Below are 19,984 nucleotides of genomic sequence, written 5' to 3' on the forward strand. Positions count from 1 at the left end.
GGCCCCGTGCCGAACGGTTCCGCTAGCCCCTAAGGGGGCCGGAGCTAACGCTAACGCCAGTCGCCTCTGTCGGGAAACCCTTCTGCAGCGCTGGTCTCACCAGACACCTAGTAGGTCAGGAAATTCTCGTGCGTAGTGCTGGCTCCTCGTGGCGACTGACGCCTCTATTGTTCTGAGGTAAGTGTCCTACATAACCTAACCATCTGTCGCATTATTTTTTTAAATCAGTATTACCCATTATGGCAGCAGGGGAAGCTTAACCGAGCAGTTCTTCAACTCCGGAGAAAAAAAGGAAATCTTATACCGGAAACCCACTAAGCATTTAGTTAATAAACAGTTAGCTCTAAATTCTGAACTTTACTGCTCAATCCGGAAAATTTACAAAAAAGTTTGTCTTTTAGACATTTCATTTATGTACTGTTAGCAATTTAATACTTATTACAAGGAGGGTTTTATTCAGAATTTTGTCTTTTTAAGACTGAGGGGTTAAACCCCACACCCTTTTATTCCACTTATTAAGATATACATTTATGTTGTTGGCTCCTAAAAATGCCTACAAGTACTGATAAGTCAAGCATTTATTAGACAAATAAGTTGTTATTTAGCACCTTTTGTTGATATTTTTTTAAAAATCTGAGTTACATTTATACCATAAATTAGACTTTTTATTTAATTAAAATATTTAATTATATTTAATACTATAAATTAATTGTCAATTTTACTGTTCTAACAAAAATACTTGAATATTTTGTATCTTCTCTAACATTCCTATATCAGCCAGATTGATAAAATTAACAAAAATTGTCGAAACAGGAAGGTAGTTTGAACCTTGGATTATCTTTTCAACGTAAGGTCAGCGATTTTCCCGAAAAGAAGTTGCTTTTACACCCAAAACATAACTATCAGTTTTGAGCAGCACAGCAATTTGCAAAGAGCCGCACCACCTGTTACTGTGTCAACTTTATTACAAAGGCAGGTGAAACACTGAAACCTGCATTCTATCGGGATCTATATTGAGGCAGACTAAAACTGTAGGGAAGATATCGAATAAATGCGGGAAGGGAGTAACTCGCTTACAATTATCTTGCTCTACCCAGTACTACCTAAATTCGTAAGAACCCCACGAAAATTACCTTTGTTTGAAAGATACATCATCCATTAGCCGTAGGCACTAGCTAGTTGTTGAACTGAAACAATCCCTTCAAAGCAGGCATTCTCCTTGAAACCATGCCTTCTTTGTCGGAACTAATTTTCTACTGTGTCGGTTCAAGCCTCTAGAGGAAAGGTGCGCTTACGAAATGGTTGGCAGTTTATCCTGCGTATATGCTCTATATGATACCTACGATTAAGTGACAGAAATTTTCGGTTTTTTCCTAAGGGAATTCTACATATAGAGTGCAAGCTCGGATTTATTGCTTGAAAACACGGATGAATTACCAACCATGACTACCATCAACACTCATACTTAACGCATAATAGATGATCTAAGGGAAACACATTACCCTAATGTGGGTGTATACTACTTACTTTCCATTGACTGACAATTTTGTAAACGTGCTATTCAACTGTTTGTAATATGAGTAACGACGTAGATCTGATCAAACGTCTCGGCCCCAGTGCAATGGATCAGATCATGCTATATCTAGCTTTTAGCGCTATGCGCACAAGTGGGCATAGGCATGGGGCATTTTTAGATGCAGCAGCAACGGCTGCAAAGTGTGCAATTTACATGACCTATCTGGAACAGGGACAAAACCTGCGAATGACAGGGCATTTACACCACCTTGAGCCGAAGCGAGTCAAAATCATTGTTGAGGAAGTTAGACAAGCGCTAACTGAGGGTAAATTACTGAAGATGCTCGGTTCTCAAGAACCGGGCTATCTGATTCAGTTACCTTATGTATGGATGGAAAAACATCCTTGGCGACCAGGGCGATCGCGGGTTCCAGGGACAAATCTGACATCAGAAGAGAAAAAACACATTGAGCAAAAACTGCCGTCTAATCTGCCAGATGCTCAGTTAATCACCTCTTTTGAATTTTTGGAGTTAATCGAATTCCTGCACAAGCGCTCTCAGGAAGATTTGCCTCCAGAACATCGTATGGAACTGAGTGAAGCATTGGCGGAACACATCAAGCGCCGTCTGCTCTATTCTGGTACGGTGACACGCATTGATTCACCTTGGGGAATGCCTTTCTATGCTCTGACTCGTCCTTTTTATGCTCCAGTTGATGAGCAAGAGCGGACTTACATCATGGTCGAAGATACTGCTCGGTATTTTCGGATGATGAGAGATTGGGCAGAACGCAGACCAAACACCATGCGTGTTTTGGAAGAACTGGATATCCCACCAGAGCGATTTGAGAGAGCGATGGAAGAATTGGATGAAATTATACGTGCCTGGGCAGATAAATATCACCAAGACGGAGGAGTTCCGATGATTCTACAAATGGTGTTTGGCAAGAAAGAAGACTAAAAGCCTGTTAACAGTTAACAGTTAGCAGTATTAAAGTTGATTGATAGCTGATAACTGACTGATAACTGATAACTGTTAGTAGAGCTTATTTGCTACTGGGATTTGCCGGGGTTTGAGATGGTTGAGATGGGATTGGATTAGACTCAAAAGTTGGTCTGAAATCCGTAGGTTGCCGATTTGACGGGATAAAAGAAGGCAAAAAGCCGCTAACTTTGTCGCTGGCGTCGATACAAGTCTCCATTGCTTGAGTCGGGGTAAAATCTACTTCAGTACGCAAACCGACTACACATTGAGCAAAACGTACAGGTAACAAGCTACGACCACAATAATTTAAAACTTCCTGACCAACACCCTCACGAGTGTAGCGGCTGATACCAACAACACAACTCCCTAACTCTTCAGGACGCCGTGCTTGCCGACAAGTTGCTAGGGCTTCAGATGCTGCAATTTGTGTTTGTCGTCCAATTCCAGTCACACAGGCAGACAAGTCCCCAGGACGTACTGCTTCAGCACAAGCTTGTGACGCTACTTGTGCAGCTACACCCACACTCAAAAGTCGTCCAGCACATAAACGAAAATCATTTGTGTATGTGGTAGTGACAGCCAACGCTGATGAAGTCATTGCAAAGCATCCAGCCACAGCAAACATTGGTGTGGCTAGCACTACAGTAACTCTAAAAATAACTGCTTTTAAGGCGTCTGCGCTTCTTTCAAGACGCTGTGCAGTATGTCCAGATCTTTGCCCAAGCGTGTGGGTATCTTTGCTTTTTCTCTTGCCTAACATTATTTTTCGTTCTCCAAACACCCAAAGGTATGCTACCTCATGATAAAAGCCCACTTTGATGCTTGCAATACAGAGCAGGGAAGATGAGGGAGGGAGAGAGTGAGGGAACCAGATACAATTTCCTATCTTTCCTCCTTCCATTCTCATTGCCTTGATTTCGCAATCTTATTTAGGACTGCTATATAATTGTATGTCTGGGTAAAGTTAAGCAAGATTAAATTTAGGAAACTCATGTCCCGATACAGAGGACCACGCCTTAGGGTTGTACGTCGCTTAGGCGACTTACCAGGATTAACTCGTAAAAGCGCTAGACGCGCCTACCCGCCAGGTCAACATGGTCAGAACCGCAAAAAACGTTCTGAATACGCCATCCGGTTGGAGGAAAAGCAAAAGCTCCGTTTTAACTACGGTGTGACTGAAAAGCAATTGCTACGCTACGTACGCAAAGCGAGACGCGTTACCGGTTCTACCGGACAAGTGCTGCTGCAATTGCTGGAAATGCGCTTGGATAATACTATTTTCCGCATGGGTATGGCTCCCACTATTCCGGCGGCTCGCCAACTGGTGAATCACGGTCATGTTACAGTTAATGGTCGCGTTGTCAATATTGCCAGTTACCAATGCCGTGCCGGAGAGCAAATTGCCGTCAGAAACCGGGAAGCATCACGGAAGTTGGTGGAAGCTAACCTACAATACCCTGGTTTGGCAAACTTACCCAACCATCTGGAGTTTGACAAAAACAAGTTGCTTGGCAAAGTCAACAGCGTTATTGAACGCGAGTGGGTGGCGCTACAAATTAACGAACTGCTTGTGGTGGAATACTACTCACGTCAAGCTTAAGTCAAGAGTCAACACTCAACAGTCAACAGTCCAAAGTCAAGAGTTAAAAACTCTATGAGTTTGGACTACCGACTGGTGGACTAACCACCAATTTGTGACATGGTACGGGTGTAGATACCAGTCGCCGTACCTGAATAACGTTGCTTAAAGTTAATTTCTGGCTTAATTGCCAACAAGTCCCTAACCTGAGCCCGCAATTCGGCAGTGCTGATACCTCCACGCAGAGCAGTTTTTAAGTCAATTTGATCAGCTTCATTTAATAAACAGGGACGTAACCAACCATCGGCGGAAAGACGCATCCGGTTGCAGCGATCGCAAAAACACTCCGACATCTGACTGATAAATCCCAGTGTCCCTTTCGCTCCCGGAATTTGAAACACATCAGCAGGACCATTACCACGAACTTGGGATTCTGTCAATCCCCAACGTTGGCGGATGCATTGGCGTAACTCTTCTGAAGATATCCAACTGCGATCGCCAAACAACTGCGAATTACCAATTGGCATAAACTCAATAAATCGCACGTGCCATTGTTTATCAATCGTCAACGCCGCAAGATCCAGAACTTCGTGGTCGTTGACACCAGGAATGACCACCACATTTAGCTTCAACGGGTCAAATCCTAGGCGATAAGCTGCATGAATCCCCTGCCAAACTTGTTCCCAGCGTGGACGACCGCGATTATTTATAATTTGGTCAAAGGTGTCGGAATCAAGGGAATCTAGGCTAATATTGACTCTTCGCAAACCAGCATCGTACAGGTTTTGCGCCATTGGAGCGAGTAAAAAGCCGTTTGTTGTCATTGAGAGGTCTTGAGTTTGGGGGAGAGAGGCGATCGCTCTCACCAATTCCACCACACGGGGACGCAGTAAAGGTTCTCCCCCAGTCAAACGAAACCTAGTAAATCCAACGGGGATAAACACTTCTTGAATAAGGGTCAGCAGTTCCTTATCAGTCAACAACTGCTGCTTGAGGATGTAATCAAGCTCCGCTCCCTCTGGCATACAGTATTGACAGCGGAAGTTACAGCGGTCTATTAAACTTATGCGGAGGTAATCTACCTGGTTCATGGTTTTATAGAATTATTTTATCGTCTACTTTCACAAGATGATGTTTTTGTCAAGCTATACAAGCTTGCTTTACGAATTTTATTTATATTCTTTTAAGGTAGCGTGTACTAAATATATTTGCGAAATAGCAATCTCAAATCATTAATTGGATAGAGGAGATTTTCGGCTCAACATTGGGATACGATTATCTATGCCGATAGGAATTCCTCTAGAGTCGCCTTCGTCAGGTTTTGCAGACCGTCCCAAACTAGGAGGTATAAAAGGTTTCCTGTCACCTTGCAGCTTAAGTTGACCTGCTTGTTGGGAACTGATGAATTTGGGTGTGATGCTTTGCTGTGGTTTTACCTGTGCTTGTGCTTGTACTGGTGTCCAATCACGACTAGTAATAGTTGTGACACCAAGAAGTCCAGCCAACAAGAGGACGAAAGATTTTTTATTCATTGCTGTTAACACTCCAAATTGAAATATTTGATACCAAGTTGCGACTCAAAACCTCACCCTCGCTTTTAGCTGCGCTAAAATCTTTCCCTCTCCTTACTAAGGAGAGGGATGCCCGACAGGGCAGGGTGAGGTAAGACCAGTGCGCATAAGGAGGATCTCCCTCCGTAGGCATCTGGCGTGCGTGTCCGGAGGACATACCCAGAGGCTGATACGTATGCGTGTAATATGAACTACCATTACTTGCTCTCATCCTTTGCTTAAGAACCAAAAAACCTCATCTCCACTCACCTTGCAAGGTAAAAGCCGCCCAATAGTAAGGGTTTCGCCAATCTTTTTGCCTCCACAGTTTAAGTTGTGCCTCACGCAGAGCAATTGTGGGAGATGTCTTTTGCTGCAACATCGCTGTGTAAAATAGGGGCATTAATTTTGATGTTGCAGTGTCATTAACTTGCCACAAAGACACCACAGCACGTTTTGCTCCTGCATACATTAATCCTCTTGTCAAGCCCACTAATCCTTCACCTTGGACATCTTTACCTAAACCTGTTTCGCAAGCACTCAGCACAACTAAATCTGCACCTAAGTCCAAGTTAAAAATGTCACCCAGGCGTAGAGTACCTGGAATATTAGGTTTGCCTTGTTTGTCTATTTGAGAAAGTATAATTCCCGATTTTTCTGGGTTGATAGGGTCAGCAAAGCCGTGGGTTGCAAAGAGTATGAATCGATATTGTTTGAGTTGTTTGCTAGTTGCGAAGTTGTAGTTAGCATCAAAATCAAAAGCGTACACACTTTCCAAAGGCGAGACAAGTTTTAAGATTTGTTCGGCTTCTGTGCGCGTACCCGGTAGCCGTCCCCATCCTGTACGTTTAAGATTTCTCGCGGTTTGTTTGAGGCTGGACTGTTCGAGATTGATTTCAGGACCGAGGGAAGGGGGTTTACCTGTGAATCGCTCGTCATCAGCTGCAAATATGGGGTCAGCAAGGACGGCTAGGGTTTTGGGTGCGACTTGGTGTTTGTTTAAGTCGTTTCGGTGGATGGCGATCGCCGTGACGGAAGGTAGATTTACAATCTCGTGGTTGACTAGCAGAGGCTGATATAGAACCTCTCCCCCAGCCCCTCCCCTACTAGGGGAGGGGGGTTTATCTTGCTCCCTCTTCCCTGGTAGGGAAGAGGGTTGGGGAGTTAGGTCAGTTAATGCTGCAAAGGGAATTTCTTGCAATCCACCATCCGCAACAATCACCAAGCGCTTTTTCCCCAACTTCTGTGCAACGGGTGCAAGGATAAGCTTGCTGAGTTCAGTTGCAGCTTGGGTGATTTCTTGAAAATCTTTGGCTTTTTGTTCAGCGGGTAACTTCTGGCAGTTTAAACCTGGGTTTTGACATTTTCTCAATAGTTCCTGGAATGTGGCTGCTGATTTTTCTATCACTTCGCGTCCAGGGAGTTCATAAGTATTGAGAGAATTGGGAGTCACCGCCCAAAGATAACTGCGTTCTTTACCCAAGGAATATTGTAATAGCAGGGTGTCTTTATCGAGTTGTTGCTGAATTTGGGGTAACTTGAGGATGTCCCGTTCGGGGTCGGGATACTTCAGTTCAGCATATTTAGGGCTAGTCGTGCGGATTTTGGTTTCTAGTTCTTTTTGTTGAGTCAGGAGGTCTTCGACTTCTTTTTTGAGCTTTGCTTCTGCTGGTTGAGTTTCTGGTTTTTTAGGTAGGTCTTGTAGTCGTTTTGCTCTAGCATCAATTAACTGCTGCAAGCGCTTTTCTTCTGCCAAGAGTTTTGGATCAGCGCCTTTGCGGATATTAGCATGAGCTTCAGTTAAAAGTTCGATCAAACCACGAGCGCGGGAGCGTTCGCTGATGTGCAGTGCAAGAGCATCATATCCTTTTGATGGATTCTTTTTGTGCAACTGCATCAACAGGTCGATGTAGAATTTGTAATAATTTTGCACTGAGGCGAAGTAGGAAGTTCGTAAGTCTTGGTTGTCAATTTTCGTGCGTAAATCTTCGATAATTTTGATTGTTGCTTCGATTTGTTTGCGGGATTGTTCTAAGTTGCCTCGGTAGCGTTCTAGGTAAGCTAGGTTAAAATGGGTTTTAGCTTCTCCATCCCTGTCGCCCACCGCGCGAACCAGTGGAAGTCCTTGGTTGCAGAATTCAAGTGCTTTTTGTTTTTCTCCTAAATCGTCGTAAACTAGCCCGATATTATTGAGTGTTGCGGCTTCTTTACTCCTGTCGCCCACCGCGCGAACCAGATGGGCATTATGAACTGCATGGTGGAGTCATTGTTAAAATGCCGCAACCATTAGGAGGACATGAAGAAATCACAGGTTTTTTATCGATACAACTAGGTGTCCAATGTTATCAATTAGGTCTTCCTTACCTCATCCCCAAAACAGCATTGGTAAAACCACTAGAAAGTGAATCAGCTTATTCACCAAATGTAGTGTTAATAAACCGTGAAAATCTGATCAACGAAGAATTATGGAAACACGAATCGACTGTTACTCAAGCTGCATCTATTCCTTTAGTGGTTGAAGTCGTTAGTACTAACTGGCGTGATGATTATCTCAAAAAATATGCTGATTATGAAGAAATGGGAATTCCTGAATATTGGATTGTTGATTATGCAGCTAATGGTGGCAGAGAATTTATTGGCAAGCCTAAGCAACCGACTATCTTGATTTGCTCTTTGGACGAGGGTGAGTATCAAATTAGCAAGTTTCGAGGCGATGAGCGCATACACTCACCAACATTCCCACAATTGAATTTGACAGTTCAACAAATTTTTGAAGCTGGGAAATGATCAAGCAAGAACTCACCAACTCACGAGTCGTTTTAGTTGAAACTTTGGCACGGTCTTCTTGTGCAACTTAACCAAAACAGCAATTAAAATTGACATATCCCTATTCTGGTTGCTAAAGTGTCTGACTCTCTGCCGTTGCGCGAAAAGTATCTCGCCCTCATCGACGAAATTATCCAAACCACCCTCAAGGGCAAGATTAGCTCTCAAGAGCAGGTTTATCAAATGTTGATCAAAGGTGTGACTGCTGATACGGGGGAAGTTTTTGAACTGGCTTTGAGCGATCGCCTCAATTCCACTCAGCAACAGGTAGACACGGAAAAAGATGAACTCAAGCAAGCCAAAGCAACCCGCAGTCTCAGGGCAATCAAAACCATTCAAAGTCAATGGCAACGCGCTCAACAACAAAATAAAACTACAGAAGCCATTGTCTCAGCATTTAGAGAAGTGACGACTGCGGAAGTGGGAAGTCGTCTGGCTGCATTCTTACGTACTCTTGACTTCAACCGCAAGAATGCACTGAATTTGCAACAAATGCAGCAAGTGTCAAAGTCTTTACAACAATTTGCCCAAGCTGATTCGGATTTTCAGGAAATTTCAGATGGTATAAACCGTGGCATTGTTGGTTGGCAGCGACTGCAAGACCACTTAGTCAGTTGGATGTACGAGCAAAGCCGGGAATCACTGGGATTTGGTGGTGTACCAGGAGAACGTGGTCCTTGGGCAACTTGGGCAAAGCAAGTGAATAGTGAGTTTCCCAAAACACTTTTTAGCTACTTGGCTTTAGAGAAGTCTGCAATTGAATTTGCACAACAGCATAGCAGTGTCAGCCTGAGCAATTGGGTGGAGATGGCAGTTATTTTGCAGTACTTGCAACGGGGATTAATCAACTGGTTTGACCAACAGCCTTACAATGTCAAAGCAGGCTCTAAGTTGTCGATTTCGACTTTCTTGACATTTGCAGTGATTTGGAGTCAACTGGCAAGTGGCTTTGGTAGTACTGCATCAATATACAGCGCTGGTTGTTCTCAAGTCATGGTGCAAATTCTGCGAACCTTTGCACAGCGTTCATACTTTCCTTTGTACGGCGGAATTTTTGCTTCTTTTTCTGGGAAGTACTTACGAGATGCGCTGAATTATTTGGATGAACCGTTGCGTCAAGTAGAAGGAACTCAAGAAAAAGCACGGATTTTGACACTTTTAGGCTCTTCTCAACGAGCATTCGGGCAATATAAGCGTTCTGTGCAATTTCATCAACAAGCTTTGGAGATAGCACGCAGTGCAGGCGATCGCGCTTGTGAAATTGCCAATCTCAACCACCTCAGCCGTACCCACGTTGCCCAAAAAATGTATGCTGAAGCAATTGACTTTAGCCAACGCGCCTTAATACTGAGTCGGCAAACAGGCGATCGCACTGGCGAAGCAAATGCCCTTGTAAACTTGGGATACAGCGAAGTTATGCAAGCCCAGCAACTGGAACAATTAGAACCAGAAGTTTATGAGACAGCAATTAACTACTTGCAACAAGGTTTAACACTCTCAGAACGACTGGGCGATGTTCAAAGTAAGGCTCTGTGTTTTAGTAGTTTGGGTGTAGCTTATTTAATTATCGAACAACCTCAAACAGCGATTAAATATTTTGAAGACGGCTTTCAAGCAGCACAAATTTCTGGTGATTTGTATCTTCAAGGTTTGAACTTATCGAATTTAGGCGAAGCTTATTATTATTTACCCGACCAAGAAAAAGCAATTTATGCTGGTTGTTTGGGAATGTATTTATTAAACCAAATCGCTTCAAATGAATGGCAAAAATCTGCAGTTTGGCTGACAATTTTACAAGGACAAATAGGGGAAGAATCATTCCGAAATTTATTGCAGAAAAATCGTTCTAAAATAATTGCTGTCATTGGTGTAGATGGGTATGATTACATCCCACAACTGTTGGAAGAATATAGGAATCCTAAAAACTGATTTTTGAAGAAGACGGAAGTCACAAGTCAGAACAAAGAAAAATTCTTGCTCCCTACTCCCTACTCCCTGACTACTTCTTCACCAGCATATTCGCACACAAAATACCAGACGCTGCTACAGCAGGTACACCAATTCCTGGCGTAGTGCTATCACCAACGCGATATAATCCTCGTATTGGTGTGTGTGGTCCTGGAAACATGCCCTGTCCCGCTTGAATAGCCGGACCATAAGTTCCCTGATATCTTCGTAGATAATAAGCATGGGTTAAAGGTGTGCCAATAAGTTCTAACACAACACGCTCCCTAATATCTGGAATAATTTGCTCTAAAGCACGATATAAAGTTTGCGCTTTCTCTCGCTTTTTGTGTTCATATTTGTCGTTCCGTTCCCATCCCGCATATGGTTCTAGGGTGTAAGCGTGAACCACATAATGTCCCTCTGGGGCAAGTGTTGCATCCCACACACTAGGAATTGATATCATGCAAGTATTTCCCGGTACTGTGATATCCTTATTACTGTCGTGAACGACAACATGATGTCCGATCAAATTTTCTAAACCATCTGCACGAATACCTAAATGTAAATGCATAAAACTATCAACTACTGGTGTATTCAATGCAGCTTTGCGAAAAGACGAGGGCAAATCATCGGGACGTAATAACTTAGTGTAAGTGTCCCATATACTGGCATTAGAAATAACAATGGGTGCTTTGAGGATTTCACCTTTTGTCAACTGGACACCAATGACTTTGCTATTCTCAACTAAAATTTGCTCTACATGATGTCCCAAAAGTAATTGACCGCCCCAACGTTCTAACCCTCGCACCAAAGCCTTGACAATAGCCGCACTCCCACCCACAGGATACTCAACCCCAGCGCGGGAACGTTCACCTAACATAAAAGCTACCTCTGGAGCAATCGTGCCATGTGCTTTTAAACCAGATAGTAAAAAGCATTCTAGGTCGATAAGCCGCCGTACCCACGGCTCTTGTACTGTTGCATCCATCACATTACCCACAGATGCTTGTACAAGAGACAAATGAGGTAGCATCTTTAACAAAGAGGGTAAGTAACGTCCGAGCAACACAGGAATCACTTGCCAATCTCCTCGTAAAGCTAGTGTAGGAATACCTTTCATCGCGTCGTACAATGGCAATAAGCGTTCCTCAAAGCGCTTGAATTCCTTCGCTCCTTGGGGCGTAATTTTCGCAATTTCTTCACGGTAATGGAACTGATTGCTATAAACAGGTAAACTCGCTTCAGGAAAATGGTAGAGTCCAAGGGGGTCGTAAGGTACAGATTCTAAAGATTCGCCCAAAACGTCAAGAACTTGTTTGACGGGATTCAAACTTCCGGCACTTGTCAGACCACAATAGAATGAGGGACCGGAATCAAATTCAAATCCCCGTCGTCTGAAGGTATGGGCAGCACCCCCAGGTATTGTATGGCTTTCACAGACAATTACCCGCTTACCGTAACGAGCAAGTAATGCAGCAGTAGTTAACCCGCCAATACCACTACCGATAACAATGACATCACTATCCTGCATTTTTCTTATTTGTCAGCTGCTTTGTAAAGTCCAGGGTCAAGAGTTCAAAATTTAGAGTAACTTATTTTAACTAATGACTAATGACTAATGACTGAACCTTTGATTGAACTAAAAGGCGTTTCTAAATCCTTTGGTAGCAATAAGGTTTTAGATAACGTAGATTTGACAATTTACCGAGGCGAAGCACTAGGAATTATAGGTCCTAGTGGTACTGGAAAATCAACAATTTTACGGGTAATTGCTGGATTAATTGCTCTTGATTCTGGAGACGTTTTTATTAAAGGGGTGCACCGAGAAGGATTGATTGAAGATGGGACAGATCCAGTTGGTATTGGTATGGTGTTTCAGCAAGCAGCGTTGTTCGATTCTTTAACGGTGGAGGAAAATGTGGGTTTTTCACTTTATCAATACTCAAAACTGCGGCATTCTCGGATTCGAGAACTTGTTCATGAAAAATTGGAGATGGTGGGGTTATCAGAAGTAGGCGATCACTATCCAGCTGAACTCTCTGGAGGTATGCGAAAACGAGTCAGCTTTGCTCGTGCGATTATGTCTAACCCCGATAATCCCAAATCGGCTCCAGAAGTTTTACTGTACGATGAACCAACAGCCGGACTTGATCCCATTGCTTCCACTGTGATAGAAGATTTGATTCGGCAGTTGCAATGTATACAGGGAATTTGTAATACTTACGCTATTGTTACTCATCAACAAAGCACTATTCGTCGCACGGCTGACAAAGTGGTGTTTCTCTACCAAGGTAAAGTGCAATGGCAGGGTAGTGTCAGTGAAATAGACACTACAGATGATCCTTTGATTCGACAATTTATTAGTGGAAATGTTTCTGGACCAATTCACGTTGCTGGTTAGGGTAATTTTGGATTTGGGATTTTAGATCGAAAAAAACCTACAACCTCAAATCTAAAATCTAAAATCCATAGGTGAGGAAAAATAAAATGCGAGGTTTATTGACAAGCCGCTTCGCCTCTGGGCGAACTTTTCGAGAAGGTTCTGTTGGGTTGTTGCTTTTATTGGGACTGGGAGTGTTTGGGTTAATTATATTATGGCTAAGTAAATTCACTTTTGGTCGTAATTCATACAAAGCTATTGTGGAATTTGCAAATGCGGGCGGTATGCAAAAAGGAGCACCTGTTCGGTACAGAGGTGTAAAAGTAGGCACTATTTCTGCCATTCGACCAGGAGCAAATAACGTTGAGGTCGAAATTGAAATTACCAAACCCAAGCTGATTATTCCTAGCAATGTCGCAGTTGATGCTAATCAGTCTGGATTGATTGGCGAAAGCGTTCTTGACATCACACCAAAAACAGAGCTACCTCCTGGAGCTGTAGTAGGCAAACCCTTAGAAAAAAATTGTAACCCTCAAATTATTGTCTGTAATAATTCTCGATTAAAAGGTCAAATTGGAATCAGTACAGATGAACTGATTCGTTCAAGCACTCAGTTAGCAACTGTATACAGTGACCAGAAATTCTACGGTAATGTGAATAGAGCTGTAGAAAATACTGCTCTTGCTGCTGCAAATATTGCTGAGTTAAGTCGTAACTTCACAGTTTTAAGCAAAAACCTTCAACAACAACTAAACTCCTTTTCGGCGACGACTAATACAGTTCAAAAAGCAACAACTCAACTGAGTGCATCCAGTACCAAAACTCTAAGTCAATTCGGTAATACTGCAGACCAATTTAGTTCCACTGCTAAAGAACTTCGTTTAACAAACACTCAAGTTAGTAAGCTGATTAATAATCTTGATAATCTAGTTACTAGCAACCGCTCTTCACTTGTTGCAGCCTTAAACAATATCACCGAAACTAGCAATCAGTTACGTAAAACAGTTAGCAGTTTTTCACCTGCTGTTAATCGTGTAACTCAAGGAGAATTAATCAAAAATTTAGAAACTTTGTCTGCAAATGCTGCACAAGCTTCTGCTAATTTGCGCCAAATCTCCAACAGCCTTAACAACCCTAATAACGTGGTGGTTCTGCAACAAACTTTAGATTCTGCACGAGTCACATTTGAAAACACCCAAAAGATCACATCTGATTTAGATGAATTGACTGGAGATCCAGCTTTTCGGAAAAATTTACGACAACTTGTTAATGGTTTAAGTAGCTTGGTTTCCTCCACGCAGCAGATACAAGAGCACACGCAAATTGCCAGTACTCTAGACTCAGTCAAAGCTGTTGTTAACAATTCTAATGTGGCAATTTCCGTACCCGAGACAAACCAAGAGCAGACGTCATTTAGTCTGCCATTGACAGCTACCAAAAGTGCTGAGAAAACGTTTCAACCTACCACTATTACTGTGGCGAATCCCACACCAAGTAATCGTCCACAGCAGATGATGTTCGATCTCTCACCTGGTGCGACCAAAAGTGCTGAGAAAACGTTTCAACCTACTACCATTACTGTGGCGAATCCCACCCCAAGTACTCGTCAACAGCAGATGATGTTCAATCTCTCACCTGGTGCAACTAAAAGTGCTGAGAAAACGTTTCAACCTACTACCATTACTGTGACTTCTTCCACTCCAAACACTGAACAACAATCATCTGATACTAAAAGTGCTAGTAAGCAGCCTCAACGTACTAGTGATCAGGTGACTCCCTCTTTAGCTCAAGAAAACCTTTTGAGGAAACTGAGGGAACATCGTGAGCAGGGGAAATTAGGTGAGTAGAGAATACGACAGAGCAAACGCATCTAAGTTACCCGCCTTATAACAAGAGCGCTAAACGGAGTACCGTTATAGCGTGGGGCGAGGGCGCGAAGAAGCTAAAGCTTTTCCCAGAACTTGGAAGCTTAGCAGCATGACACCAACAAAAGCTATCACGGACGCGATTACCAGTCTGGCGGACGCAGAGAACCGCTTTGGGTTCGTCCGCATTGAGTCCGAGGGGTTTTTCTCGGAGTGGTGCGAAAAATTACCAGCCCTAACCGAAGCTGACAAAGCGAACCTCGATGTCCTACGACGCAGGTATCTTTACCACCGGGCTAGCGGTAATTTGCTAAAGGGGACGGTTATGCTGTTGCTGGTTTCCCCGTTACTGGCGCTTGCTGGGTTTTACGATCCGCCGTTCCGCATCAAGGCAGAAGAATCAGTGAATGTCGTAGTGGATGATGGTGAGGAGATTTTGCGCGGACGGATTGATGTGAAGTCTGCCGGACAGAAGATTCTGTCCGGCGAGCTTCACGTGCTGGTGCTGCAAGATCGCTTTTGGGTGATGGTGCTGGAATCTAAAAAAACCACGCTGTCGGTGTGGTCGGCATTACCGCAAGCCCTGGCGTATCTGATGGCGAACCTAAACCCCAATCTACCCGTATTTGGTATGGTGACGAATGGCGATGATATTTTGTTTGTCAAGGTGGAACAGGCGGATACGCCACAGTACGATTTGTCACGGGTTTTCGCGCCGTTTACTTCTGTTAGAGAACTGTACAGCGTTTTGCAAAGCCTCAAGCGGTTTGGTCAGGCAGTTACCTGTGTGTAATTACCCACAGTGCTATGAGTCATCTCAAAAGAGCGAAAACGCTTATTCCAATTCTTGCCAGCCAATCACGGGAAAATCTCACAACCAAACATAAAAATGTATTTCCCCTACACCCCTTTTTCAAGCCAGTACTAATTCCAATCTTCTTCTTCTTTTTTGCCCCGACTTTTGTAAATACCCCCACGACTGTGTAAGGCGCGTGTTTTCTCAAAAAGTTCTTCTTCGCTCAGATTCCACTGCAACAAAATCTTATCCAAATCGCTTTGAATATCTCTTGCCCCAGGAAAACTGGAATAGCGAATTCGCAATCTAGCTAATTCTGCTAAATTATAATCAGTCGCCTCACCAACCAGTAAGTTTTCAATGATGGGGCGATCGCGATTGTACAACGGGTGCTGTTGGTCTTTATTTGCTTTACTCATCTTGATTTTAGGTTGTCAATTCGGACTCGTAAGTGAAGCGCTGTTTATTGTGACATAAACTACCGCTAACCGCCAACGAATGACTACTAATAATTATCCGTCTCTTCGCTTGTATTGACGCTCCTGACGGGTAACACGCCTAAACTCTTACGGCTCTCACTACTGTCACTCGACTTAAAATAAAGATACATTATCCATAAGAAAGTACACAAAAATTCAGGTGAGGGTGAATCTTAGATAGTGATGAGTGCGAATTGTGTGCTGAGTGACGAGAACCGAGTGCTAAATACAATTTCCTAGCACCCGCCATTCATATTCCTCAGAACTACCGTCAGGCTTCATTCTCTATACTACTGAAATCACCATTAGCCCAAGCAGCAAGGGAGCAAAAACCCAATATGTTTGAACACTTCACATCCGAAGCCATTAAAGTCATTATGCTAGCCCAGGAAGAGGCGCGTCGCCTGGGACACAATTTCGTAGGAACGGAGCAAATTCTCCTAGGGCTGATTGGAGAAGGATCAGGGGTTGCTGCCAAAGTGCTGACCGACTTGGGCGTTACCCTCAAAGATGCACGTCGCGAAGTCGAAAGAATTATAGGTCGGGGTTCTGGTTTTGTACCCCCGGAAATTCCTTTTACTCCCAAGGTGAAAAGTTTGTTTGAGCAAGGCTTTAAGGAAGCTCGCAGCTTGGGAAATAATTATATAGGTACTGAACACTTACTCTTGGGATTAACTGAAGCTGGTGAAGGTGTCGCCGCTAAAGTCCTGCAAAATTTGGGGCTTGATTTGTCGCAAATCCGCACTGCAGTTATTCGTCAGTTGGGTGAGGCGACATCTGTTTCCGGTTCCCGTGGCGGCGGTTCAAGACGTACCCAAAATTTAACTTTAGAGGAATTTGGTAGAAATCTTACCAAACAAGCGCAAGAAGGCAATCTCGATCCTGTTGTCGGTCGCGAAAAGGAAATTGAGCGTGCAGTCCAAATTTTGGGACGCCGCACTAAGAACAATCCTGTGCTGATTGGGGAACCAGGAGTTGGTAAAACAGCGATCGCCGAAGGTCTTGCCCAACGCATTGTAAACCAAGATGTTCCCGACATTCTACAAGACAAGCAAGTCATCAGCCTCGACATGGGGTCAGTGGTGGCTGGTACTCGCTTCCGTGGCGATTTTGAAGAACGCCTCAAGAAAATCATGGATGAAATCCGCACAGCTGGTAATATCATCCTGGTAATAGATGAAGTTCACACTTTGGTTGGTGCTGGCGGCACAGAAGGTGGTATGGATGCAGCTAACATCCTGAAGCCCGCATTGGCACGAGGTGAACTCCAGTGTATTGGCGCAACCACTCTTGATGAGTACCGTCAACACATAGAGCGCGATGCAGCCCTAGAGCGTCGTTTCCAACCGATTATGATCGGTGAACCATCGGTTGAAGAAACTATCCAGATATTATACGGGTTGCGCTCTGCTTACGAGCAGCATCACAAAGTCCAAATCTCTGATGCAGCAGTCGTTGCTGCAGCTAACTTGTCAGACCGCTACATTAGCGATCGCTTCTTACCTGATAAAGCTATTGACTTGATTGATGAAGCAGGTTCTCGTGTTCGCCTACGGAACTCTCTCAAGTCTGCTGATCGCGAACTCAAGCGCGAATTGGCGCTAGTGAATAAGCAAAAGCAGGAATCTGTCAAAACTCAGGACTTTGATAAAGCTGGTAAACTGCGCGATCAAGAGTTGGAACTTGAAACCAAATTGCGTGATTCACAAGAAGACAAATCTGTCAATAGCCCAATTGTTGATGAGGAAGATATTGCTCAGATTGTCGCTTCTTGGACTGGCGTTCCAGTCAACAAGTTGACTGAATCTGAATCAGAGATGCTGTTGCATTTAGAAGACACTCTTCACCAGCGTCTCATCGGTCAAGAGCAAGCAGTAACCGCAGTTTCTAAATCCATCCGTCGCGCTAGAGTTGGGTTAAAAAATCCTAACCGACCGATAGCAAGCTTTATCTTCTCTGGTCCCACAGGAGTAGGTAAGACAGAATTGGCGAAAGCATTGGCTTCTTACTTCTTTGGTGCTGAAGATGCGATGATTCGTGTGGATATGTCCGAATTCATGGAACGCCACACCGTTTCTAAGCTGATTGGTTCACCTCCTGGTTTCGTTGGATACGACGAAGGTGGACAACTCACTGAAGCAGTACGTCGCAAACCTTATACGGTAGTGCTATTCGACGAAATCGAAAAAGCGCATCCCGATGTCTTCAATATGCTGCTGCAAATCTTGGATGACGGTCGTCTCACCGATGCTAAAGGTCGGACAGTGGACTTCAAGAACACACTGATTATCATGACTTCTAACATCGGTTCTAAAGTGATTGAAAAAGGTGGTGGTGGTTTGGGCTTCCAGTTTAGCGAAGATGAAGCTGAGGCTACTTACAACCGGATTAAAATGCTGGTGAATGAAGAACTCAAATCATACTTCCGCCCAGAATTCCTCAACCGTCTTGATGAGATTATTGTCTTTACTCAACTTAAGAAAGATGAAATCAAGCAAATTGCTGATATAATGTTGCGCGAAGTCGCAATCCGCTTGACTGAGAAGGGAATAACTCTGGAAGTGAGTGATCGCTTCAAAGATCGTGTGTTGCAAGAAGGCTACAACCCCAGCTACGGCGCAAGACCGTTACGTCGGGCAATTATGCGCCTCTTAGAAGATTCTCTGGCTGAAGCGATCCTCTCAGGTGAGATTGGAGAAGGTGACACAGCTATTGTGGATGTGGACGATGACGGTCAAGTCAAAGTCAACAAGTCCGAGAAGCGAGAGTTGTTACTGGCAAATCTTGGCTAAGATTCGGTATAATGTCGCTTTTTGACTGATGGCACTTTTTAATAGTAGGGTGGGCATGGGTAGTGTCCACCCTACTGTTGTCAAGGTGACTTTTTTGCAGTAGCTAAAAGTTGAGCGGTGGAGAGATGATGATGCGGTAGGTCGTATTTTGGAGAGTCTTTCTTTTCAAAAATGATACCAATTAAAAAAAATACGACAGATGGAATGCTAAAAGCAATTACCAGTAAGTCTTTTACAATCACGCCAGTTCGCTCAAGTCGGGAGACAGGCTCACGCGACTGGCTCCAAAATCTAAAATCTAAAATCCAAAATGGTATGACTATTCTAAATTATAAACTGCGAGCCAACAAGCATTGTACCGATACCAACATCAGTAAAGATTTCCAGTAGCAGTGCGTGTGGAATACGACCATCAATGATATGAGCTGCACGAACTCCTTGAGCGAGCGATCGCACACAACAATTGACTTTGGGAATCATCCCACCACTGACAACACCTGTTGTAATTAACTCGCGGGCTTGTTGAATGTCTACTCTTTGAATCAGGGTAGAAGGATCTTTATAATCCTTGAGAATTCCCCTCGTATCCGTTAGCAAAATCAACTTTTCCGCCCCTATAGCTGCTGCTATTTCTCCTGCAACAGTATCTGCATTAATATTGTAAGGTTGTCCTGTCTCGTCTGCTGCGACGCTAGACACAACAGGAATATAGCCATTATTAACTAGTGTCTCCAAAATTTTGGTATCGACAGAGCAAACTTCTCCCACAAAACCTATGCCTTCTTCACCTTGAGGTCTAGCCTTGATTAAGTTACCATCTTTGCCGCACATTCCCACTGCTGAACCACCAGCTTTGCTAATCAAGGTAACTATTTCTTTATTAACTCGACCAACTAACACCATTTCCACAACATCCATTGTGGGAGCATCAGTCACTCGCAAACCATTTTTAAATTGGGCTTCGATTCCCAGTTTACTCAGCCAACTATTAATTTCTGGTCCACCCCCATGCACCACAATTGGTCGTAAACCAACACAAGATAGGAATACGATGTCACGGATGACTTTATCTTTAAGATTACTATCTTTCATTGCCGCGCCACCGTATTTAACGACAATAGTTCGACCACTAAATTGTTGAATGTAGGGTAGTGCTTCGCTTAGCACTTCTACCCGGCTGGCGGCATCTTGCTTTATCATGTGCTCAGTTTCGCTGACCATTATGGGAAGCTATTGTATAGATATCGCGGTTTTAGTTTCGGTCAATAAA

At 43.7% G+C, this 19,984-nt stretch carries 14 protein-coding genes and 1 pseudogene; 8 read left to right on the forward strand and 7 right to left on the reverse strand.

The annotated features are described in order from the left end of the window. Positions 1–1,576: 1,576 nt before the first annotated feature. Entirely contained in the window at positions 1,577–2,476 is a 900-nt protein-coding gene (gene hetR / locus AC5JM2_RS05780; RefSeq protein ID WP_495833957.1) for a heterocyst differentiation master regulator HetR, read from the forward strand. A gap of 85 nt (positions 2,477–2,561) precedes the next feature. Here hetR and AC5JM2_RS05785 read toward each other — a convergent pair whose 3' ends face one another. Continuing rightward, positions 2,562–3,260, reverse strand: coding sequence for a hypothetical protein (locus AC5JM2_RS05785; RefSeq protein WP_495833958.1), 699 nt, complete (start codon positions 3,258–3,260; stop codon positions 2,562–2,564). Between the two features lie 231 nt (positions 3,261–3,491). Between AC5JM2_RS05785 and rpsD the strand changes: the two genes are divergently transcribed. Continuing rightward, a complete protein-coding gene (gene rpsD, locus AC5JM2_RS05790) occupies positions 3,492–4,100 on the forward strand; it encodes a 30S ribosomal protein S4 (RefSeq protein ID WP_495833959.1) in 609 nt (202 codons plus the stop codon). 80 nt (positions 4,101–4,180) lie between these two features. Here the strand turns inward: rpsD and moaA are convergent, their stop codons facing one another. The 3 genes from moaA to AC5JM2_RS05805 all read right to left on the reverse strand — a co-directional run bounded on the left by moaA (position 4,181) and on the right by AC5JM2_RS05805 (position 7,853). Beyond that, complete coding sequence (gene moaA / locus AC5JM2_RS05795) at positions 4,181–5,170, reverse strand: GTP 3',8-cyclase MoaA (RefSeq protein WP_495833960.1); 990 nt, start codon at positions 5,168–5,170, stop codon at positions 4,181–4,183. 141 nt (positions 5,171–5,311) lie between these two features. Further along, positions 5,312–5,611, reverse strand: a complete 300-nt coding sequence (locus AC5JM2_RS05800; RefSeq protein WP_495833961.1) for a hypothetical protein — start codon at positions 5,609–5,611, stop codon at positions 5,312–5,314. Positions 5,612–5,885: 274 nt separating this feature from the next. After that, complete coding sequence (locus AC5JM2_RS05805; protein WP_495833962.1) at positions 5,886–7,853, reverse strand: CHAT domain-containing protein; 1,968 nt, start codon at positions 7,851–7,853, stop codon at positions 5,886–5,888. Between AC5JM2_RS05805 and AC5JM2_RS05810 the strand changes: the two genes are divergently transcribed. Together AC5JM2_RS05810 and AC5JM2_RS05815 are read left to right on the forward strand one after the other, a co-directional pair. Continuing rightward, positions 7,823–8,416 (forward strand): Uma2 family endonuclease, encoded by a 594-nt coding sequence (locus AC5JM2_RS05810; RefSeq protein ID WP_495833963.1) that lies wholly within the window; start codon positions 7,823–7,825, stop codon positions 8,414–8,416. The two genes, AC5JM2_RS05805 and AC5JM2_RS05810, sit on opposite strands and share 31 nt — an antisense overlap. A gap of 117 nt (positions 8,417–8,533) precedes the next feature. Next, the gene (locus AC5JM2_RS05815) at positions 8,534–10,384 is read left to right on the forward strand and encodes a tetratricopeptide repeat protein (RefSeq protein WP_495833964.1); all 1,851 of its coding nucleotides are present in this window, start codon (positions 8,534–8,536) and stop codon (positions 10,382–10,384) included. A 70-nt stretch (positions 10,385–10,454) separates the two neighbouring features. Here the strand turns inward: AC5JM2_RS05815 and AC5JM2_RS05820 are convergent, their stop codons facing one another. Next, positions 10,455–11,933 carry a phytoene desaturase family protein gene (locus tag AC5JM2_RS05820; RefSeq protein ID WP_495833965.1) on the reverse strand — a complete coding sequence of 493 codons (1,479 nt, stop codon included), beginning with the start codon at positions 11,931–11,933 and terminating at the stop codon, positions 10,455–10,457. 87 nt (positions 11,934–12,020) lie between these two features. On the opposite strand from AC5JM2_RS05820, the gene AC5JM2_RS05825 reads away from it, so the two are divergent. The 3 genes and pseudogenes from AC5JM2_RS05825 (at position 12,021) to AC5JM2_RS05835 (ending at position 15,440) form a co-directional block, all read left to right on the forward strand. After that, complete coding sequence (locus AC5JM2_RS05825) at positions 12,021–12,803, forward strand: ABC transporter ATP-binding protein (protein ID WP_495833966.1); 783 nt, start codon at positions 12,021–12,023, stop codon at positions 12,801–12,803. A gap of 86 nt (positions 12,804–12,889) precedes the next feature. Next, positions 12,890–14,254, forward strand: a pseudogene (locus tag AC5JM2_RS05830) (MlaD family protein); the annotation flags it as partial. A gap of 505 nt (positions 14,255–14,759) precedes the next feature. Further along, complete coding sequence (locus tag AC5JM2_RS05835; RefSeq protein ID WP_495833967.1) at positions 14,760–15,440, forward strand: type I restriction endonuclease subunit R; 681 nt, start codon at positions 14,760–14,762, stop codon at positions 15,438–15,440. A gap of 131 nt (positions 15,441–15,571) precedes the next feature. Here AC5JM2_RS05835 and AC5JM2_RS05840 read toward each other — a convergent pair whose 3' ends face one another. Continuing rightward, positions 15,572–15,862, reverse strand: a complete 291-nt coding sequence (locus AC5JM2_RS05840; protein ID WP_495833968.1) for a DUF3288 family protein — start codon at positions 15,860–15,862, stop codon at positions 15,572–15,574. A gap of 398 nt (positions 15,863–16,260) precedes the next feature. On the opposite strand from AC5JM2_RS05840, the gene AC5JM2_RS05845 reads away from it, so the two are divergent. Further along, positions 16,261–18,714 carry an ATP-dependent Clp protease ATP-binding subunit gene (locus AC5JM2_RS05845; RefSeq protein WP_495833969.1) on the forward strand — a complete coding sequence of 818 codons (2,454 nt, stop codon included), beginning with the start codon at positions 16,261–16,263 and terminating at the stop codon, positions 18,712–18,714. A gap of 324 nt (positions 18,715–19,038) precedes the next feature. Here the strand turns inward: AC5JM2_RS05845 and argB are convergent, their stop codons facing one another. Further along, positions 19,039–19,935 carry an acetylglutamate kinase gene (argB, locus tag AC5JM2_RS05850; RefSeq protein WP_495833970.1) on the reverse strand — a complete coding sequence of 299 codons (897 nt, stop codon included), beginning with the start codon at positions 19,933–19,935 and terminating at the stop codon, positions 19,039–19,041. Positions 19,936–19,984 lie beyond the last annotated feature (49 nt).

This window comes from Brasilonema angustatum, assembly GCF_059505445.1.